Consider the following 16,896-nt stretch of genomic DNA (forward strand, 5'->3'; position numbering starts at 1 on the left):
ACAACCAGCTTATCAGTCTCATACCATACGCGCTTTTTTGGAGTTTCTGGAAACCAGTGTCGTAGGACTACAGCCGATAGTTGGGTCATCGCCTGATGAACTGAATAAATGAAGTGATAACAGGATTATGGATTGCAAAAGTCGCAATAAAGAGGGTAAGCCCATTCCTGATCTGTGCATTTGATTTCCCGATGTCCTCCACATTTTTGACAGGCATATAAATCCTTGTAAAACATTTTTGTAGGCCCCTTACAGTTCCCGCATGGTAGTCCGCGAAAGCGCTTTGTCACTGCAAATCCAGGAATCCCGCAGTTGGGACAACAGGACTGCATTTTTTTGAGCAAATCTTTTGCGGCCTCAGTGATCATTTTCATTCTCATCGGATTGGCATAAGCCCGACCATCAGTTTCAATGAAAACATGCCCTGTAGTTGAATAACTTTTTGTATTACTAAAAAATTTTTCATAAAGATGCCAAGAGTTTATATTTTTAATTATTCTGCCAGTATTTTCATGATCAGGTCGCATAATGATCTGCTGGTCAGGAAATCCAATTTTTTTAGCAAATGCCATGGCTTCTGACCAGTCCGTGGTGTTGATACTATGATGATTTCCTGGTCCTTGTGCTTCTCCTATAATTTCAGTCTGTGCCTCATCATCAATGAGTACTATGAGTTCTCGATTCCAGGGTATGAAACCCGTAAACGGGTCCGAACCAAAGGCTCCTTCGCTCGCCAATCCTAATTTTAACTCGCTTATTTCCATGCCAATTCTTGCCTTATTTCGGGCGGTGACCAGCTGATTATCAAATCTTTGAACATCCCGGCTGAAAGTACCCAATTGATCAGTATCATAATTCATTACATGCTTTATATGACAGAAAACATTTTTTTCGAATAATGGAATGATTGCCATCTCCTTTCCATGCTTTGTTAGAAAAGCAATATTTTTCTCTAAGTAATAATTATGCGATACATAATTCATTCTGGATCTTTTTAAGTGCAATGGTGTATCTCCTGATAAAATATTTTTCAGGCTGTTTGGGTATTCGATATGGGCATGGAGTGTTGCTCCATGCCCTGGAAACAGCTATATCAACACCCACCGATTTTTTTCGCGACGCTCCAAAAGACTGCCATCGGGAGCAATTTGAACAATAGTGAGCCAGCGATTATTGACGAGCTGACCAAGAATAATGTTATTCGCAATGATGCGATCCATCACCTCTGTTTGCGCTTCAATAAATGCGGACAAGCGCAACGGTTCGTGCTGGAGTCCACCGCCGCTATCCCGTAAGGATTGTTCGGAAAGACCAATACGCAGATCGCCTCCGTTTCCTTCCAGAACGCCGATAGTGCCTCCCACCACGTTATGCAGAACCTTGTTTCCACAGCCCTGCCGCTGGTTGTCCACAATAGAACCGTAGTACTGCATGTTGATCCAGTTGGCCACAATCAGTGGTGCAGTCATGATCAGCGTCAGGACAGCAAAGTCTGGATCTTTGGCTGCATCGTAGTCGTGAAGAAAGGCTCGTCCTCCCAGGTTCATTTCCCGTGTCCGCCAGCGGGGCGCTGCTATGAAAGCGGCATTACCAGCCAATGCCCATTCGGGACGGACCTGCGACCAGTCGCGGCCCCGGAAGTCCATGTTTTTGGCGACAACATCCTGATCCTGCAGGTCCGTTTCCAGGCGCAACATCCTTTCCAGCCGGGTGAGATTGGCCGCCTTATCGAGCGCTCCACGTACTTCGTTGAGCAGTTTGTTATCTAGTCTGGAATTGCTCCACTCACCCAAAATCTCCACCCGATCGGTGGTGGTATCGTGAAGGGCGGGTACAAAGCAGGCACCCGGATCCAAATCCCAACCCTTTTGCAGCAATGCCTCCCGAACCTCGACATCATTGAGCAAACCCGCTGCAGCTTTGGCGTTCACCTCCCCGGTTTGCCCGGCACAAGCGCCACAATCCAGTCCCGCACGGTGCGGATTATTGGTGGTGGAACTACCGTGTCCCACGAGCAGAACGATGGGGGCAATGCCTTTGTTTAAGCCCAGGCCATTCAAAATAAACTCAGCCATGGCGGTTCGTTCCTGCAATGTCAAAGATGCGGGCAGAATACATTGCAAGCTGGCTCTTTCCGCTGCATTCAGACCAGCTTCGTCGGGTGGTACGGAAGCCCTGTGCCAACCCAAACTATCTGCCAATAACTTGCCCACATAAGACAAACCGGCGGTTTCTACAAAAGAAAAACAGGACGAAGCCGAAAGTTTGAATAGTTTCCATGCGGCTCCCCGGCGTAAGCGACGAAAACGGTTTTGAATAACCGCTTCTGGGGCTGCTTCCTGGACATGTACACTGGGGTTAAGCAGAACGGGCGACTGGGTTCTCGCTCCAGTATCTCCCTGTCGCTGATAATCCAGTAATACGCCAAAAAAACCGGCAAATCCGATAGTTTCCAGCGAAGGTAAAACGCCTTCCAGATGCCGACGAAAGACCTCCGAACGGACATCAATACAAAAAGCGGCCTGAACTTGCGCTTTTCTTGCCGTCTTTTTGGCCGGTTTGCGGCGAATTTGAGTGGCCACCTCTCGGCGGTAGGCTATTTCTGAAGCGCGCAGCAGTACTTCTCCACGCTCAGCATCTGCAATATCGGCAGTTTTATTATCAATAATCCAGCCCCCAATGTTTTTACGCCAACGTTCCACAACCTTGGGTGGGGCTACTTGTCGTAGCAGCGCCTCCCAAACCATACGTATAGTCAGAAGATCGGCGAGATCTTCCTGCTGGCCACCCTGCAGTTCTGCCTGCCAAAGCAGATAACGACACCAGCTCGCCCAACCCCCGACTGATTTGAGGAGGACCAGTAAATAGGCCTCTTCTGCACTGGTTGGAATGGCCAGCTTTTGTGAAGCCCATATCCGGGCCTTTGCGGCATCGGCGGGCAGGGCGAGCAGCTGGGAGCGAATTTTTTTGAGCCCCAAGGGACCCAGGCTGTGATCTGTCAGTGTGTACTGCCGCCAGTTTGCATATAATCCCAATCCGGTGTTCCTGGGAAAATTCCACAAGGATTGTCCCCGATCGTAGTAGGCTGCCAAGAAGTGACTGATCTGCTCTACCACGTACTGGGATATGGAAGTGTGGCCACGACGATCCATCAATTCCGGCAATCTCGGCAGACGCATGGGTAATTCAGGATCTTCACGGAGATAAGCTCTCCAGTCATCTTCGTCGGTAGATTGGCCCAGATCTTCTGCAGCTCTGAGAATGTCAGCCATCACCAACTTGCCTGATTGCAACAAATCCGCGTACCAGCGTCGATCCATCAGAACCCGCTCGCCAACCGTCTCCTGAAGCTGTGCAGCCACCTGCGAAAAGGCCTGATCGGCGAACCCCCAATAAGGATTGACGGCAACAAAGCTATCCAGGGGCCAAACCGGGGCAATACGACGAATCACCCGATCAAAAAGTTGTTCGGTATTTTCTGTGTTACTTGTATTCATTGGACGCCTCCAGATTTTTCAGGAATATCCTGGTTTTGTGCGATAGTTTGTAAGGATTCCACGGCAAGATTTTTGCGTGGAAATTGCACGCTGACGCGTTCGGACCAAAATCGATGCGAAATCTGCTCTACCCAGTAATCCGTGTATAATCCGTTGTAAAGATGGGTAAACAAAACCAGCTGAATTTTACGAGGCAATAAATTGCGTCCAGGTCCCTGCAACCAGCTCAGTATCAGAAACCCAATGGCTGTCAGACCAATCAGTGTCCAATAAGGAGCCGATGTGACGGGTAGGTAATGGGTCAGATCCGCCGTGAAGCCCCACACAAATACTGTATGTAGAATTAAGTAAGTAAATCCCATGCTTATGGCAACCAGTAAGGACGTCATCTGATCAAACATTGTGTTGAACAGAAAGCCCTTGATCATGATCTGCGAAATGGCTATGGCGACAATGATCACCAATGCGAACCAGGTCGGATTTTGGAGCGGATTTTCTCCGAAAAGCCATGCGCCTCCTCCGGCAATCAGTACCCCAAGTACCGTCGCCAATAGCCATGAACCCATGCCGGGTATTTTCTTACCCCCGGGTGGTACTTGCCGTAATTGATCGGTGACACTACCCGAAGACAAAAAAGCATGCGCCTTATAGAGCGAGTGACCCGACAAGTGCAGTAAAGCCAGAGGGAACAGGCCAAGACCCAATTCAAGTGACATAAATCCCAACTGGGCTGTGGTGGACCAGGCCAACATGGATTTGATGGAGGTCTGGGTGGTCATGACCAGTGACGCAATAATAACCGAAGCAAGGCCCATGAAGCCCAGCAAAATCAATGCATCAGGAACGCGTATCAAAAGTGAACTGGTGCGTAGAGCAATGATGGCACCACTGTAAACCACACCCGCGTGCATCAGTGCGGATACCGGGGTCGGCGCCTCCATGACCTGAATTAGCCAACCTTGAAAAGGAAAATGTGCACTTTTCAAAATCACGGTGATAACAATCAACCAGGCAGCCAGCTGTAACGTCCATGGAATACTATGCGAATGTGCTACAAAGTCGCGAAGCGCACTGAACTGGAGGCTACCAATTTGCCGGCCGATGAGCAGTGTAGCCGCTACCAGGGCCAAGTCAGCGGCTCTAGTAAAAAGCGACTTTTTATGGGCAGCCATGATTGCCTTGGGCCGGTCACTATAAAATTTCAAGAGCTTGTTCAGGCTGAAACCCATGATGATGATGCCCAGGGTAAACAGTCCGATATTTCCTGAAACCACGGCTATCAGAAAAAAGCCTCCCGTGAGCGCAAGCAAGCGAAAAAAGCGGGCCTGATGAGGATCGCCATCCAGATAGCCGACGCTGTACTGCGCAATCATGACAATCACGAAGGACACCAGGGTGGCCAGGAGCAAAGTCAAACCATTGACAGCAATTGACAAGGGAAAATCGAAATGCAGAACGCCAAGGGGAATTTCCTTGATTATCAGATCACTTCGTGCACCCAGAAAAAAACCAATATCTGCAGCTATTGCTGTCACCAAAGCGGCTATCGCCGCCCAACGCACGCGGTAACGATAGGACAGGGCAGATTGCCGTGTCGTCCGCGCATTGGGAATGGCGGCAACAATCAGTCCGGCAGGCATCGCTGCCAGTAATGCCCCTGCAAGCCAGGGAATTGAAATTATTGAATGCATACTTATCTCCAAGGTTCAGATGACCGTGGAAGACAGTAATAAAATTTTATTATTTATTCTAATTTAATATATAAATTATATAGATTTACTTTTATAAATACTCATGTTCGCGAAGAAATTATTAGAGATATCGAGCCAGCTCAGGCCATAACTGCACAAGGCGATTAGTAATGAATTGTTCCTGAGAAACCGAGAAGTCCAAAAATTTTTGTGCTGTTAAGGAGAGTTGCCGGTTTCTGGGGTAGACCAAAAACCACTTCCGCAAGATGGGAAACTGTTCAGTTTCGAGCACTTCAATGGGACCGCTGGTTCCTTCCAGTGCCAGTGAATGAATGGAGAGAATGGATATTCCCAGGCTGCTTGCTACAGCATGCTTGATCGCTTCATTACTGCTGAGTTCCATGATAATCCGGGGCCGCAAGCCTTGTTCCTCAAACAGGCGCAAGTAAGCATGCCGCGTTCCTGACCCCGGTTCCCGAATGAGAAACGGAGCTTCTGCAACGGCGTGCAGTGGCACAGGTTTCTTTTGACGGGTAAGAGGGTGCCCTCGCGGCACCATGACCGTCAGTGGATTCAATGCAAAGGGAATAGCCTCTACATCGACTTCATTGTCGGGCACCTGTCCCATGACATAGAGATCATCTTCTCCATTCTGGATGCGTTGAATGATTTCATCACGATTGCTGACCTTCATACCAAACTCAATGCCCGGAAATTGCTGACCGAAAGCCGCAAGTAGCTCCGGAGCGATGTATTTGGCAGTAGTCACCACACCCAGGCGTAATTTTCCCCGACGAATTCCCTTGCGATCAGCAAGTTGTGTTTCCAGGTTTTCAAAAGTACGAAATAACTCCCGACAGGCTGCATAAAGATCCTGACCGGCATCTGTCGGTCGAGTTTCTTTTCCGCTTGATTGAAATAACGGGAGTCCTATGGCTTCTCCCAGCTTTTTCATTTGCAAAGAGATGGTTGGCTGTGCCAGAAACAGCTCATCCGCTGCTTTGGTAAAGCTTTTCATGCGAATAACCGTAGAAAAAATCTGCAATTGCCGAAAGGTCACATGGCGCAAAAGCGAATGGAAGGATCGGGATTTGTCTTCCTGGTTTTGTTGGTTATTCATAAAATCACGAACCGTCATCACGACGGAGCACGAATATCTGCTCCTCAAAGCGATGGGAATCCGTGGATCCCTCCTCACGCAAGTCGATGGAGGATACGTGTTGTACGGCCCAAGAGGGTTGGTAAAGTGCGCAGACTTCGGTCTCTGGTACGGCAAAGGGTGGGCCTTGCCGGGTTTCCTGAGGATAATCGAGGGTGATCAGCAGGATAGGCGGCCGATGGGGAAGGATATCCCGTAATTTTGCGGTGTAGGCGCGGCGCAATTCCGGGGGGAGGGCGATGAGTGCGGCCCGATCGTACACGGCGGCAATATCCTTCAATTCTGCACCGGTGAGGTCGAAAAAGTCTCCGCAAAAGATTTCGATAGGACCAGCCTGCCACCGTTGAAAGGCACCCACGCTGTCCACTTGCGGATGCAGATTGTGTTCCTGAAAAAACTCCCGGACAGCAATAGGGCTGAGTTCGACGCCGCGCACCCGATAGCCTTGCTCGACCAGCCACAACAGGTCCAGGCTCTTGCCACACAGCGGGACCAAAACCTTGCTGTCTTGAGCGACTTGCAGGCGATCCCAAAAGGCGGGAAGTCGTGGGTGAACATCCGGGCGGTGGAAGCCGATGCGATGTTCTTGCCAGCGTTGTCGCCAATACGCCTGATTCATGTTATTTGCTGTCCTTGCGCTTCACGGCACTGCCGGGCCATAGCTACCAATGCGGTGCGCGCCTCTGTGGCGTTGGTGATGGGTTCAGAAAAATCAAGGCGCAGTAGCTTGCCATCAGCACGTAAATCAAAACCATCGTAGTCAATGCCCACCATTTCTACATCAAAAGCCTCGCAAGCGCACAGATGACGACAATAATCGCGCATATTGTCGCGATGATCAGCATTCATATGGGCAAGAATCCCTGCTTCAGCTTCTACCAGAGCCGCTGTGGGCGGAGGTGCATAATGTTCAGGCCGCACCCAGTGAATTTTACCGAAGCCACCAATATAACGAATGTTTTCGACCTGAATCCGATAGAAATAAAAATCATGGGCAGCGAAGTAATCATGTGCCTGGGGTAAATAGCGCAGATAGCGGTCTCCAAAACCATTTTTGTCAGGCAAGCGAGCCGCGCGCCCGGTTAAAGTCACCCGGCCCACAGCTTGCGCATCGTCTGCACAAGGATAAACCAGCAGACTCACCCGAGGATCGGCATCAATATTTTTGGTGTGTTCGGCCAGATTGGAGATGAGAATGATTGGATTGCCTGCGGCGTCGAGCACAAAAGGACTGACCGAGGCAAAAGGATAGCCTTCCAGTTTTTTGGAGAGTGTGCAGAGCGATCCATTATGGTAAGTGCGTACGAAACGCCTTGCTTCTGCACCAATGGCAACAGCTTGGTCAATAGGTGTCATGAGATTATCCAGGCTTGGGGGCATTCAGCCCAACCTCTGCAGTCTAAAGAGTGATTATTTGTCTGTCGATTATTTGCCACTTGGCGAATTCCCCAATTCCATTTATCTTCACTAAAAAACCTGATGAGCGTAAATTCCATGGTCTTGAAGAAAAAGTCCCTGTTATACCTTTTGTTGCCTTTGCCTTTTTTCCTCAATCCGTTGCCGGCATCAGCGGAAGCTTCGCTGTGGCAACAGGCCCAGCATTGGGGCAAGCAACAGTGGTCCATGGCGACAGCAACCATGCCGCATTCGCCAGTCACTGTTCCAGCGCAGGGGAGCATCGGAGTGGCTTTTTCTCCACCAGGAGGGGCAACAGCCGCCATCGTGCGCGCCGTGGACGGCGCACGCCAGCGGGTTTGGGTGCAGGCCTACAGTTTTACCAGCGCGCCTATTGCCAAGGCGGTTTTACAGGCGGCACGCCGGGGGCTGGATGTTCAGGTGGTGCTGGACAAAAGCCAGCGTACCCAGAAATATTCCGTGGCAGACTTTTTTGCCAATCAGGGTGTGCCCGTATTTATTGACGATCAGCATGCCATTGCCCATAACAAGGTGATGGTCATTGATGCGGATACCCTCATCACCGGCAGTTTCAACTTCAGCAAAGCGGCGGAACAGGCTAATGCCGAAAATCTACTGATTTTTCGGGGAAATCCCGCTCTGCAAAAGCTTTACGCCGAAAATTTCCGCTTTCATCTCAGTCATTCCACCCGCTACCAGCCTCGTCATGGTCTGGACTGACTGCGGGTGTCACGACCAATTCAGACCAGGCCCTCCAGCAATTGCACCTCTACCAGGCTACCTGCTGGCGCAGCATCTGCTTCGGCGGCCAGAATAATCAGACAGTCGGCATGCGCGAGTCCACTCATGATGTGCGAAGCCTGTTGACCGACCCCCGCCACCTGCAGACCGTTTTCTCCAGAAATCAGCACGCCGCGTTGAAAGTCGGTGCGCCCCGGTTTTTTCTTGAGGGGATGCGCCAGCGGTAGTTTGAGAACCGAGGGGGTCCAGGGGGTGCTCTTCCCCATCCGTTTGAGGATGCAGGGCTGCACAAACTGGTAGAAAGTCACCATGGTGGAAACCGGGTTACCGGGCAGACCAAAAAAGGTGGCCTCTCCCAGTTGGCCAAAGGCCAGCGGGCGGCCAGGCTTCATGTTCATTTTCCAGAAATCGATGCTGCCGATGCGGCCCAGCAATTCGGCAATGTAATCCGCATCACCTACCGACACGCCGCCGGTGCTGATCACTAAATCAGCCATGCCTGCGGCTTGTTGCAAGGTTTTTTCCAGATGCTCAGGGTTATCCAGGATCCGTCCAAGGTCGAGAATTTCACAGCCGAGACGTTGGAGCATCCCTTGCAGGGCATACCGGTTACTGTCGTATATCTGACCTGCCTCCAGCGTGCTACCCAGCGGGCGCAGTTCATCTCCCGTTGAAAAAAAAGCCACACGCAGACGTCGAAAAACCTTGACCTCAGCAATGCCCAGACTGGCGAGCAGAGCCAGTTGGGCGGGTCGGAGCAGTGTGCCGGCATGGAGGGCCTCGACGCCGGGCTGCAGATCCTCGCCGGTCTGCCGAATATTGGCGCCGGGTGCCGGGCGCTGCTGGGGAAGGATGGTTTTGTCCTGAATTTCCGCCTGTTCCTGAATCAGGACGCTGTCCGCACCTTCTGGCAAGACAGCGCCGGTCATGATGCGCACGCACTCACCAGGCCCGACTACACCCGTGAAGGGATGTCCGGCAAAACAATGCCCAATGAGCTGTCTGGGTTTTTCGCCGTCACTGCTGCGCAGGGCGTAACCGTCCATCGCGGAGTTCGGCCAGGCGGGGACCGGTTGCGGGGCACATAGGTCTTCAGCGAGGACCCGTCCCAGGGCAGCGGTGAGGTGCAGAACATCGGTATCTGTCAGGGCAGGGCTGCTGGCAAGAATGGCAGCCCGCGCTTCCTCAACACTTTTCGCCATGGAATCGTATTCGTTATCACTACAGCAGTGAGCCATTCAGGGTTCCTCGTGTATCCAGTGGTGAATAAATTGCGCAATGCTTTCAGGGGTGTTGAGGTCCAGTACTGCGCAGTGTGTGAACAAGGTTGCATCACTGGCTACGGCAATAATCCGGGGATCTTCTGTAGCCAGCAAAGGTTTTTGCAGCGCCGGGCGGTGTACCTCTATTTTCGGAATGGGCAAACCTTTGTTCCCCTCAATCAACAGCAAATCCGCAGGCGCAGGCAAGCTGTCAAAAATGCTTTCCAGAATGACCGTTTCCGGCGCCAGACAGGTAGTGAACCAGCGTTTGGGGCCTTGTAGCATGACCGTTTCGGCACCGGCCTCACGCAGACGATAACTGTCTTTTCCGGGGGTATCCCAGTCCACGTCATGATGAGTGGATTTGACCACGGCGATGCGTAAACCCGCTGCGCGAAGCAAGGGGATCAAGGCGCAGAGCAGGGTGGTTTTCCCGCTACCGCTATATCCTACCACACCCAACGCTTTCAAGACAGATCCTCGGGCACGTTACAATTGCGCAGAACGGCTTCATCCAGATGCAGGGTGGCGTAATCCAGATCACGAAACCAGTCCTGAACCCGCCGTCCGCCTTGATCCAGATAGGCTTGCAGCCGGGGTAAAAGACGGCGATGACATAAGACGAGTACCGCATGCCAGCGCTGGTCGCTGCGCACCACGACAAGATCCTTGTCCATTTTCGCCTGCCACATCTGCCGCAACAGATCGTGGGGCAGGAGCGGGCTGTCCACGGGAATACTGGCCACCCAATCCTGCCCGGCAGCTGCCAATCCGGCACTCAGACCCATCAGCGGACCTTCAAAAGTGGCGCAGGAGTCAGGAATAACAGGGTAGCCTAAGGCCCGGTAATCTTCGAGCTGACGGTTGGCACTGATCAGAATTTCTGCGCTGTCTGCCTGCACGATCTGGATGGCATGGCTAATCAGCGGGGCCTTTTGCCAAAGAACCCAGCCTTTATCGACACCGCCCATACGCCGCCCTGCGCCTCCGGCAAGAATCAATCCGGTGATCGGAAGCGGCAGAGAAGCTGGTGGGGAAACAGATTGCTCGACGTGCATGTTATTTGGCTGCTGCCCTGTCATAAAAGCCTATGCTATCCTTCCACAATTCTCAGGCAAGTAAAACCCGGAGCAGATATGTGGGATTGGTTGCGGGGCAAGTCAGGACCGACTGCTCCCCCCCGTGGTGTAGTGGTTGATGCTGGTATTCCCAATCAGGAGCGCGTCGCAGAATTGCCGCTGCCCGAGGCGTTGTTCGTTCTGCATTATAATGGTTTCGCCCAGCTTCCGGAAAATGCCGAGCTGCGGCAATTGCTGCTCAACACGGCGCGGAACGCCGATTTTTTGCGTGATTTGCCCCGGGTCAGTGCCCGGCGTCTGGAAGAAAGTGCTGCGCTGCAGTCCCGTTTCGGCATAGAGCTGGAAACCGTCGTGCAATTTTTCAAGGTGTTGCACAGTGAAATTACCCGCCGCATGTATATTGATGCGGCCCGCAAGCGCGAGGACGTCGCCGGGCTGCAATATACCCTCCGTGATCCTGCCAGGGCCGATGCCCAAGTATGCGCCATTGCCGAGGCCAATCCTTATGATTTGGGTGCTGGTACTTACCCGTTTACCCATATTCCCGAGAATCCGCATCCGGGAACAGAAAATCCCTTTATTATTCGTATTGTCATGAAAAAGGATCTGGCATGAAAAAAATAGCAATTTTCCCTGGTGACGGGATTGGACCCGAAATTGTGGACGCAGCACGTCTGGTGCTGGATGCCGTGGACCACGCTGCAGGCCTGAATTTGCAATGTACCGATGGATTGGTCGGCGGTGCCGCCCTGGATGCGGCAGATGATCCCTTGCCTGAAGCTTCCCTGCAGTTGGCCATGGCTGCCGATGCGGTCATTCTGGGTGCTGTCGGTGGCCCGCGCTGGGATGACCTGCCACCTGCCAAGCGTCCCGAGCAGGGTTTGCTGCGCTTGCGCAAGAATCTGGATTTGTTTGCCAATTTGCGGCCAGCACAAATTTTCCCGCAGTTACTGAGTGCATCGCCACTGCGTCCGGAACTGGTGCGGGATGTGGATATTCTGGTGGTGCGCGAGCTGACGGGCGATATTTACTTTGGTCAGCCCAGAGCTGCGGAGGTTCTGGACGGCAAGCGTCGTGCCTACAACACCATGGTGTATGATGAAGACGAAATTCGGCGTATTGCCCACGTTGCCTTCAAAGCAGCACAGGGTCGCCGTAAACAATTATGTTCGGTGGACAAGGCCAATGTGCTCGAAACCACTCGTCTCTGGCGCGAAGTGGTGACTGAATTGGCAGCGGAGTATCCCGATGTCCATTTAAGTCATATGTATGTGGATAATGCAGCGATGCAGTTAATTCGTGCACCTTCCCAATTTGATGTGCTGCTAACTGGTAATATGTTTGGTGATATTTTGTCCGATGAAGCGAGCCAACTGACCGGTTCCATCGGCATGTTGCCCTCGGCTTCATTGGGCGAGGGGCGGGGCATGTATGAACCTATTCATGGTTCTGCTCCGGACATTGCCGGGCAGGATAAAGCCAATCCGCTGGCCACGATTTTGTCTGTGGCCATGATGTTGCGCCATTCTCTGGGTAACGAACCATGGGCACAACGGGTGGAAATGGCGGTTCAGAAAGTTCTGGATGAGGGACTACGTACGGCCGATATTGCCGCAGCCGGTGAAGCTGTAATCGGAACCCGTGCCATGGGCCATGCGGTTGTCAAGGCGTTGCAACTCTGAGGATGAATGAAGCATGAAAAAAACGCATTATAACGTGGCCGTACTGGGGGCGACGGGTGCCGTCGGCGAAGTCATGCTGCAAATCCTGGAGCAGCGCAAGTTTCCCGTTGATAAGCTTTACCTGTTGGCCAGTAGTCGCTCTGCAGGGGGGCGGCTGCCGTTTCGGGGTAAGCAGGTTCTGGTGCAGGATGCGGCCAGTTTTGACTGGTCCCTGGTAGATATCGGCTTGTTTTCTGCCGGTGCCAAAGTCAGTGCCCAATTTGCGCCATTGGCGGCGGAAGCGGGCTGCGTCATCATTGATAATACCTCCCAGTACCGTTACGACGATGATATTCCCCTGGTGGTTCCGGAAGTCAATCCCCAGCGTATTGCCGATCATGTGAATCGGGGGATTATTGCCAATCCCAATTGTTCCACTATCCAGATGTTGCTGGCTTTGAAGCCCATTGCCGATGCCGTGGGCATCGAGCGCGTGGTCGTGGCCACCTATCAGGCGGTCAGCGGGGCGGGTAAGCGCGCTATTGAAGAATTGGGACAGCAGACGATGGCCCTGTTCCGCCACGAAGAGGCCGTCTGCGATATTTTCCCCAAGCGGATTTCCTTCAACTGTCTGCCTCAGATTGATGTGTTTCAGGACAACGGTTACACCAAGGAAGAAATGAAAATGCTTTGGGAAACCCGAAAAATTCTGGAGCTTCCTGACATTGCGCTGACGGCAACCTGCGTGCGGGTGCCCGTATTTTACGGTCATTCCGAGGCGGTCAATGTGGTGACACGTGACCCCATTACCCCGGAGGCCGTGCGGGCCTTGCTGGAAAAAGCACCGGGTGTGACGGTGGTGGATAATCGGGAGAAGAATTTATGGCCATCGGCTCTGGATGCAGCAGGCCAGGACACCACTTATGTGGGGCGTATTCGCGGCGATTGTTCCCATGATAAGGGCATTAATTTCTGGGTGGTATCCGATAATATCCGCAAGGGTGCGGCATTGAATAGTGTGCAGATTGCAGAGTTGTTAATTCGCGACTATTTATAGGGACACTGCGGGTTGAAAGTGGCCCATTGCAATACGCTTGCGTTACAGAAAATGAGGAAATAACAATGGAGAGAAAGAATTGGTTGTGGGCCATGGCCGGGATGGGCTTACTCTTGCCGGGTCTGGCCCAGGCACTGGGGCTGGGATCCCTGCAGGTCTTGTCTGCACCTGGAGAACCCTTTCGTGCGGAAATACCCATCCAATCAGTAACCCCTCAGACTGCATCCAGTCTTAATGCCAGCCTGGCCCCGATTAGCGCATTTGCCATGATCAATTTGCCACAGGCTCCGGCACTTGAGCATTGGCAATTTACGGTGCGGCGTGGGAGTCAACCTGCAATTCTGATTTCCAGTCCTCTACCCGTGAGTCAGCCAAATTTACAGTTTTTGGTACAGCTCAACTGGTCGGGGGGGCAGTTAGTACGAGAATACTCGGCCAGTGTTGCGAATACCGCTGCAGCGATGCCCCTGGTATCCAGCCCGGCACCCGTTGCGCCGTCAGCAATTTCGCCAGTTAGTGTGCCAGCAACTGAATCTGTGGCGCGGCCTCCCGCACCCGTTAGGCTGTACCATGGTTGGTCGCGGGTGAACCGTTATGGCCCGGTACCGGTGAACAGCTCTCTGTATGATATTGCGCAGTCTATCACCAACAGTAATGCAGTTACCCTGGATCAGGTCATGTCGGCAGTAGTCAAGGCTAATCCACAGGCCTTCAAAAATGCCAACCCAACGTATTTGTATGCGGGAAGCATGCTGAATCTGCCCAATGTGAATCAGGTACAGGCCATGGCGCCTGCTCAGGCCACCACCTGGTTGTCAATGCAAAGTAAAGCGGGAAGTGCGGCTCCTGTTCCTGCTGCTCAAACATCCGGGACTGCGACTTCCACAGCGCAGCCACAAAAAGCTTCAACAAGTCCCACCGAAAGTGCTACTCATCTGGTACTGTCCAGTGCCCCAGCCAATGCAGTAGCTGCCAATGCTGATACGGCATCTGCTACCAGTGTGCCTCTAGCAGCGGATACCCTTGCCCTGCAGACGGAAAATCAGAAGCTGAAGGGTGAGGTAACGGGCCTTGGGCAGCGTTTGAGCGCAGAAGAGCGTTTGCTGGTCAACCAGGGCGCCCAGTTGGCTACGCTCTCGCGCAATAGCGCCAACAGTAGTCTGTTCAACAACATCCCACTACTGATTTCCCTGGGAGGAAATCTACTGCTTCTCATCCTCTTTCTATGGATGCTGCGCCGTCAAAAAGAATCGGAAAAACGTCAGCGTGAAGTTTCTCAACGTCTATCCACACTGAACAGTACCAAATCGAAACCGGTTGCCGAGCCGCCAGTTGTTGTACCTGCTCCAGCACCTGTACCTGCACCGGTTGCCGCATATCATGCGGGAGCGGAACCAGCAATAACTCCTCCAGCCGTTTCTGCGCCAGCACAGGTCACGACTCCTGTCTTGAAAGAGGCAGCGGTGGAGGAGATGGTGCCGGTTATCGAACAGGCTCCATTGCAAACGCAGGGCGAAGATCATGACGATGTGATGGAAATTGATCCCGTTGAGCAGGCGGATCTCTACCTGACTTATGGTAAATCCGAGCAGGCCATTACGGTGATGAATGAAGCGCTGGATGAGAATCCCAGACGCAAGGAGCTTTACGTCAAGCTTCTGGATATGTATGCCACACTGGATCGTCGCACAGATTATCTGGATTTGGCAGAACGGATGCGGGGCCGCTTTGGCCCCCATAACGCCGCCTGGCAGGAAGTAGCTGCTCAGGGGTCCCGCCTGTTTCCGGGGAACGCCTTGTTTGCTTCGGAGGATGAAGGCGAGGCGGACGTAGTGGTCAAACAGGCTCCCGTAGAAACGCCCGCTGACAAAATACCAGAGGCAGCAGCCACTGCGCATGATGCAGACGATATGCTGGATTTTGATTTTTCCCATGGGCAGGTTGCGCCTGCTGCGGACGACTCATTTCCTGCAGATGAAAAAGACCGCTTGTTGCAGGATATTGATGAACAATTCCGGCTGATGGATGCAGATCATCTCCATGCCGAACAAACGACCAGCGCGGCGGGCTCCGCAAGTCACGAGCCCATCCCGGCCCCTGAAGCCGAAGCGCCCAAGTCCGAAGGCCCAAGTGCGGAAGATACGCTGCCGTTTTCTTTCGGGCTGTCGCCCTTTGAGGAAGAACAAGCTCCGGCTGTCCCTGCCAAGGAACCTGATCCCGAGCCTGCAGCGCCTCGCGAAATATCCAAGCCGGCCATTGTTGAGGAGACGAGTCCTGCAGCCGACGACTGGGATGCAGTCGGGACCAAGCTGGATCTGGCGAAAGCCTACGTCGAAATGGGAGACAGTGAATCGGCGCGCGACCTTCTGGAAGAAGTGAGCAAGGAAGGGCGTAGTGCTCAGCGCGAAGAAGCCCAGAAAATGCTCGAAGACTTGTAATTTGTCTCCTGTCGTTCTGGTAGATCGCCCAAGGCCCGGCATACGCTGGGCCTTGGGCGTTGAATATGACGGCAACGGTTTTTGTGGCTGGCAGCGTCAGTTGGGCCAGGCCAGTGTGCAGCAGTCTCTGGAGGGAGCCCTCAGCCGTCTGGCCAGGACGGCTATTTCGGTCACGGTGGCAGGGCGGACCGATACCGGCGTGCACGCGCTCTGCCAGGTGGTCCATTTTGATGCACCCGTGCAGCGTTCTGCAGAATCCTGGCTGCGGGCCACTAATACTTATCTTCCTGATGGGGTGGCAGTGCGCTGGGCGCAGCCGGTATCAGCGCATTTTCATGCCCGATTTTCCGCAACGGCCAGACGCTATCGCTACGTGATTCTCAATCGCCGGGAAAAATCGGCGTTGTGGCGTCATCACACGGCCTGGGTGTACAGTCCGTTAGACGTCGAACCCATGCGGGCGGCGGCGAACTTACTACTGGGTACCCATGATTTTTCTGCTTTTCGGGCTTCATCGTGCCAGGCCAATAGTCCCGTACGCAGTTTACATCGTCTGACGGTCAGCCAGCGGGGTGAGCTGATTAGCATTGATGCCGAAGCCAATGGATTTTTGCACCATATGGTGCGTAACCTCGCGGGCGTTTTGATGGCCATTGGTCGTGGCGATCAGTCTCCACAATGGGCCGCAGAAGTCCTTGCCAGCCGGGATCGTTGTCAGGCCGGAGTGACCGCCCCGCCTGGAGGCCTTTATTTTGTTGCACCCCGCTATCCGGATGAATTCGCTTTGCCTGTCGATGAGGTAGATCCCGGTTTTCTGACGGGTACTTGAAGGCCTGCCACCCAGCATCGGCAATAGCTGTGGATGTGGGTTTATCCGGATGGCAGTGTTAGAATG

Annotated in this window: 15 protein-coding genes; 6 read left to right on the plus strand and 9 right to left on the minus strand. The window is 53.0% G+C overall.

The annotated features are described in order from the left end of the window. Window positions 1-125 precede the first annotated feature (125 nt). The 6 genes from HAP95_RS04635 to HAP95_RS04660 all read right to left on the minus strand — a co-directional run bounded on the left by HAP95_RS04635 (window position 126) and on the right by HAP95_RS04660 (window position 7,703). Window positions 126-983, minus strand: a complete 858-nt coding sequence (locus HAP95_RS04635; protein WP_215883161.1) for a DUF6671 family protein — start codon at window positions 981-983, stop codon at window positions 126-128. 105 nt (window positions 984-1,088) lie between these two features. Continuing rightward, entirely contained in the window at window positions 1,089-3,497 is a 2,409-nt protein-coding gene (locus HAP95_RS04640) for a YbcC family protein (protein WP_215883162.1), read from the minus strand. After that, a complete protein-coding gene (locus HAP95_RS04645) occupies window positions 3,494-5,188 on the minus strand; it encodes a proton-conducting transporter transmembrane domain-containing protein (RefSeq protein ID WP_215883163.1) in 1,695 nt (564 codons plus the stop codon). The genes HAP95_RS04640 and HAP95_RS04645 overlap by 4 nt, the downstream gene beginning before the upstream one ends. Window positions 5,189-5,309: 121 nt before the next feature. Further along, window positions 5,310-6,308 carry a LysR family transcriptional regulator gene (locus tag HAP95_RS04650; protein ID WP_215883164.1) on the minus strand — a complete coding sequence of 333 codons (999 nt, stop codon included), beginning with the start codon at window positions 6,306-6,308 and terminating at the stop codon, window positions 5,310-5,312. A gap of 4 nt (window positions 6,309-6,312) precedes the next feature. Beyond that, complete coding sequence (locus tag HAP95_RS04655) at window positions 6,313-6,966, minus strand: thiopurine S-methyltransferase (RefSeq protein WP_215883165.1); 654 nt, start codon at window positions 6,964-6,966, stop codon at window positions 6,313-6,315. Then, a complete protein-coding gene (locus HAP95_RS04660; RefSeq protein ID WP_215883166.1) occupies window positions 6,963-7,703 on the minus strand; it encodes a HugZ family pyridoxamine 5'-phosphate oxidase in 741 nt (246 codons plus the stop codon). Before HAP95_RS04660 ends, HAP95_RS04655 begins: the two co-directional genes overlap by 4 nt. A 138-nt stretch (window positions 7,704-7,841) precedes the next feature. Between HAP95_RS04660 and HAP95_RS04665 the strand changes: the two genes are divergently transcribed. Beyond that, the gene (locus HAP95_RS04665; protein WP_215883167.1) at window positions 7,842-8,483 is read left to right on the plus strand and encodes a phospholipase D family nuclease; all 642 of its coding nucleotides are present in this window, start codon (window positions 7,842-7,844) and stop codon (window positions 8,481-8,483) included. 20 nt (window positions 8,484-8,503) lie between these two features. Here HAP95_RS04665 and moeA read toward each other — a convergent pair whose 3' ends face one another. The 3 genes from moeA to mobA are packed head-to-tail and all read right to left on the minus strand — an operon-like array spanning window position 8,504 to window position 10,824. Further along, a complete protein-coding gene (gene moeA / locus HAP95_RS04670) occupies window positions 8,504-9,742 on the minus strand; it encodes a molybdopterin molybdotransferase MoeA (protein WP_215883168.1) in 1,239 nt (412 codons plus the stop codon). Beyond that, window positions 9,743-10,237 (minus strand): molybdopterin-guanine dinucleotide biosynthesis protein B, encoded by a 495-nt coding sequence (gene mobB, locus HAP95_RS04675; protein ID WP_215883169.1) that lies wholly within the window; start codon window positions 10,235-10,237, stop codon window positions 9,743-9,745. It lies immediately after the preceding gene. Further along, window positions 10,234-10,824 carry a molybdenum cofactor guanylyltransferase MobA gene (gene mobA / locus HAP95_RS04680; protein ID WP_215883170.1) on the minus strand — a complete coding sequence of 197 codons (591 nt, stop codon included), beginning with the start codon at window positions 10,822-10,824 and terminating at the stop codon, window positions 10,234-10,236. Before mobA ends, mobB begins: the two co-directional genes overlap by 4 nt. Window positions 10,825-10,902: 78 nt before the next feature. Between mobA and HAP95_RS04685 the strand changes: the two genes are divergently transcribed. The 5 genes from HAP95_RS04685 (at window position 10,903) to truA (ending at window position 16,830) form a co-directional block, all read left to right on the plus strand. Beyond that, on the plus strand, window positions 10,903-11,460 hold the full coding sequence (locus HAP95_RS04685) for a hypothetical protein (RefSeq protein ID WP_215883171.1): 558 nt from the start codon (window positions 10,903-10,905) through the stop codon (window positions 11,458-11,460). Further along, window positions 11,457-12,527: a 3-isopropylmalate dehydrogenase gene (leuB, locus tag HAP95_RS04690; RefSeq protein ID WP_215883172.1), complete on the plus strand. Its 1,071-nt coding sequence runs from the start codon at window positions 11,457-11,459 to the stop codon at window positions 12,525-12,527. The genes HAP95_RS04685 and leuB overlap by 4 nt, the downstream gene beginning before the upstream one ends. Before the next feature lie 13 nt (window positions 12,528-12,540). After that, on the plus strand, window positions 12,541-13,563 hold the full coding sequence (locus tag HAP95_RS04695; RefSeq protein ID WP_215883173.1) for an aspartate-semialdehyde dehydrogenase: 1,023 nt from the start codon (window positions 12,541-12,543) through the stop codon (window positions 13,561-13,563). A gap of 65 nt (window positions 13,564-13,628) precedes the next feature. Then, entirely contained in the window at window positions 13,629-16,001 is a 2,373-nt protein-coding gene (locus HAP95_RS04700) for a motility hub landmark protein FimV (protein ID WP_215883174.1), read from the plus strand. Window position 16,002: 1 nt separating this feature from the next. Beyond that, window positions 16,003-16,830, plus strand: a complete 828-nt coding sequence (gene truA / locus HAP95_RS04705; RefSeq protein ID WP_215883175.1) for a tRNA pseudouridine(38-40) synthase TruA — start codon at window positions 16,003-16,005, stop codon at window positions 16,828-16,830. The last annotated feature ends 66 nt before the right edge of the window (window positions 16,831-16,896 follow it).

It is taken from the genome of Acidithiobacillus sulfurivorans, assembly GCF_018853815.1.
Lineage (GTDB): Bacteria > Pseudomonadota > Gammaproteobacteria > Acidithiobacillales > Acidithiobacillaceae > Acidithiobacillus > Acidithiobacillus sulfurivorans.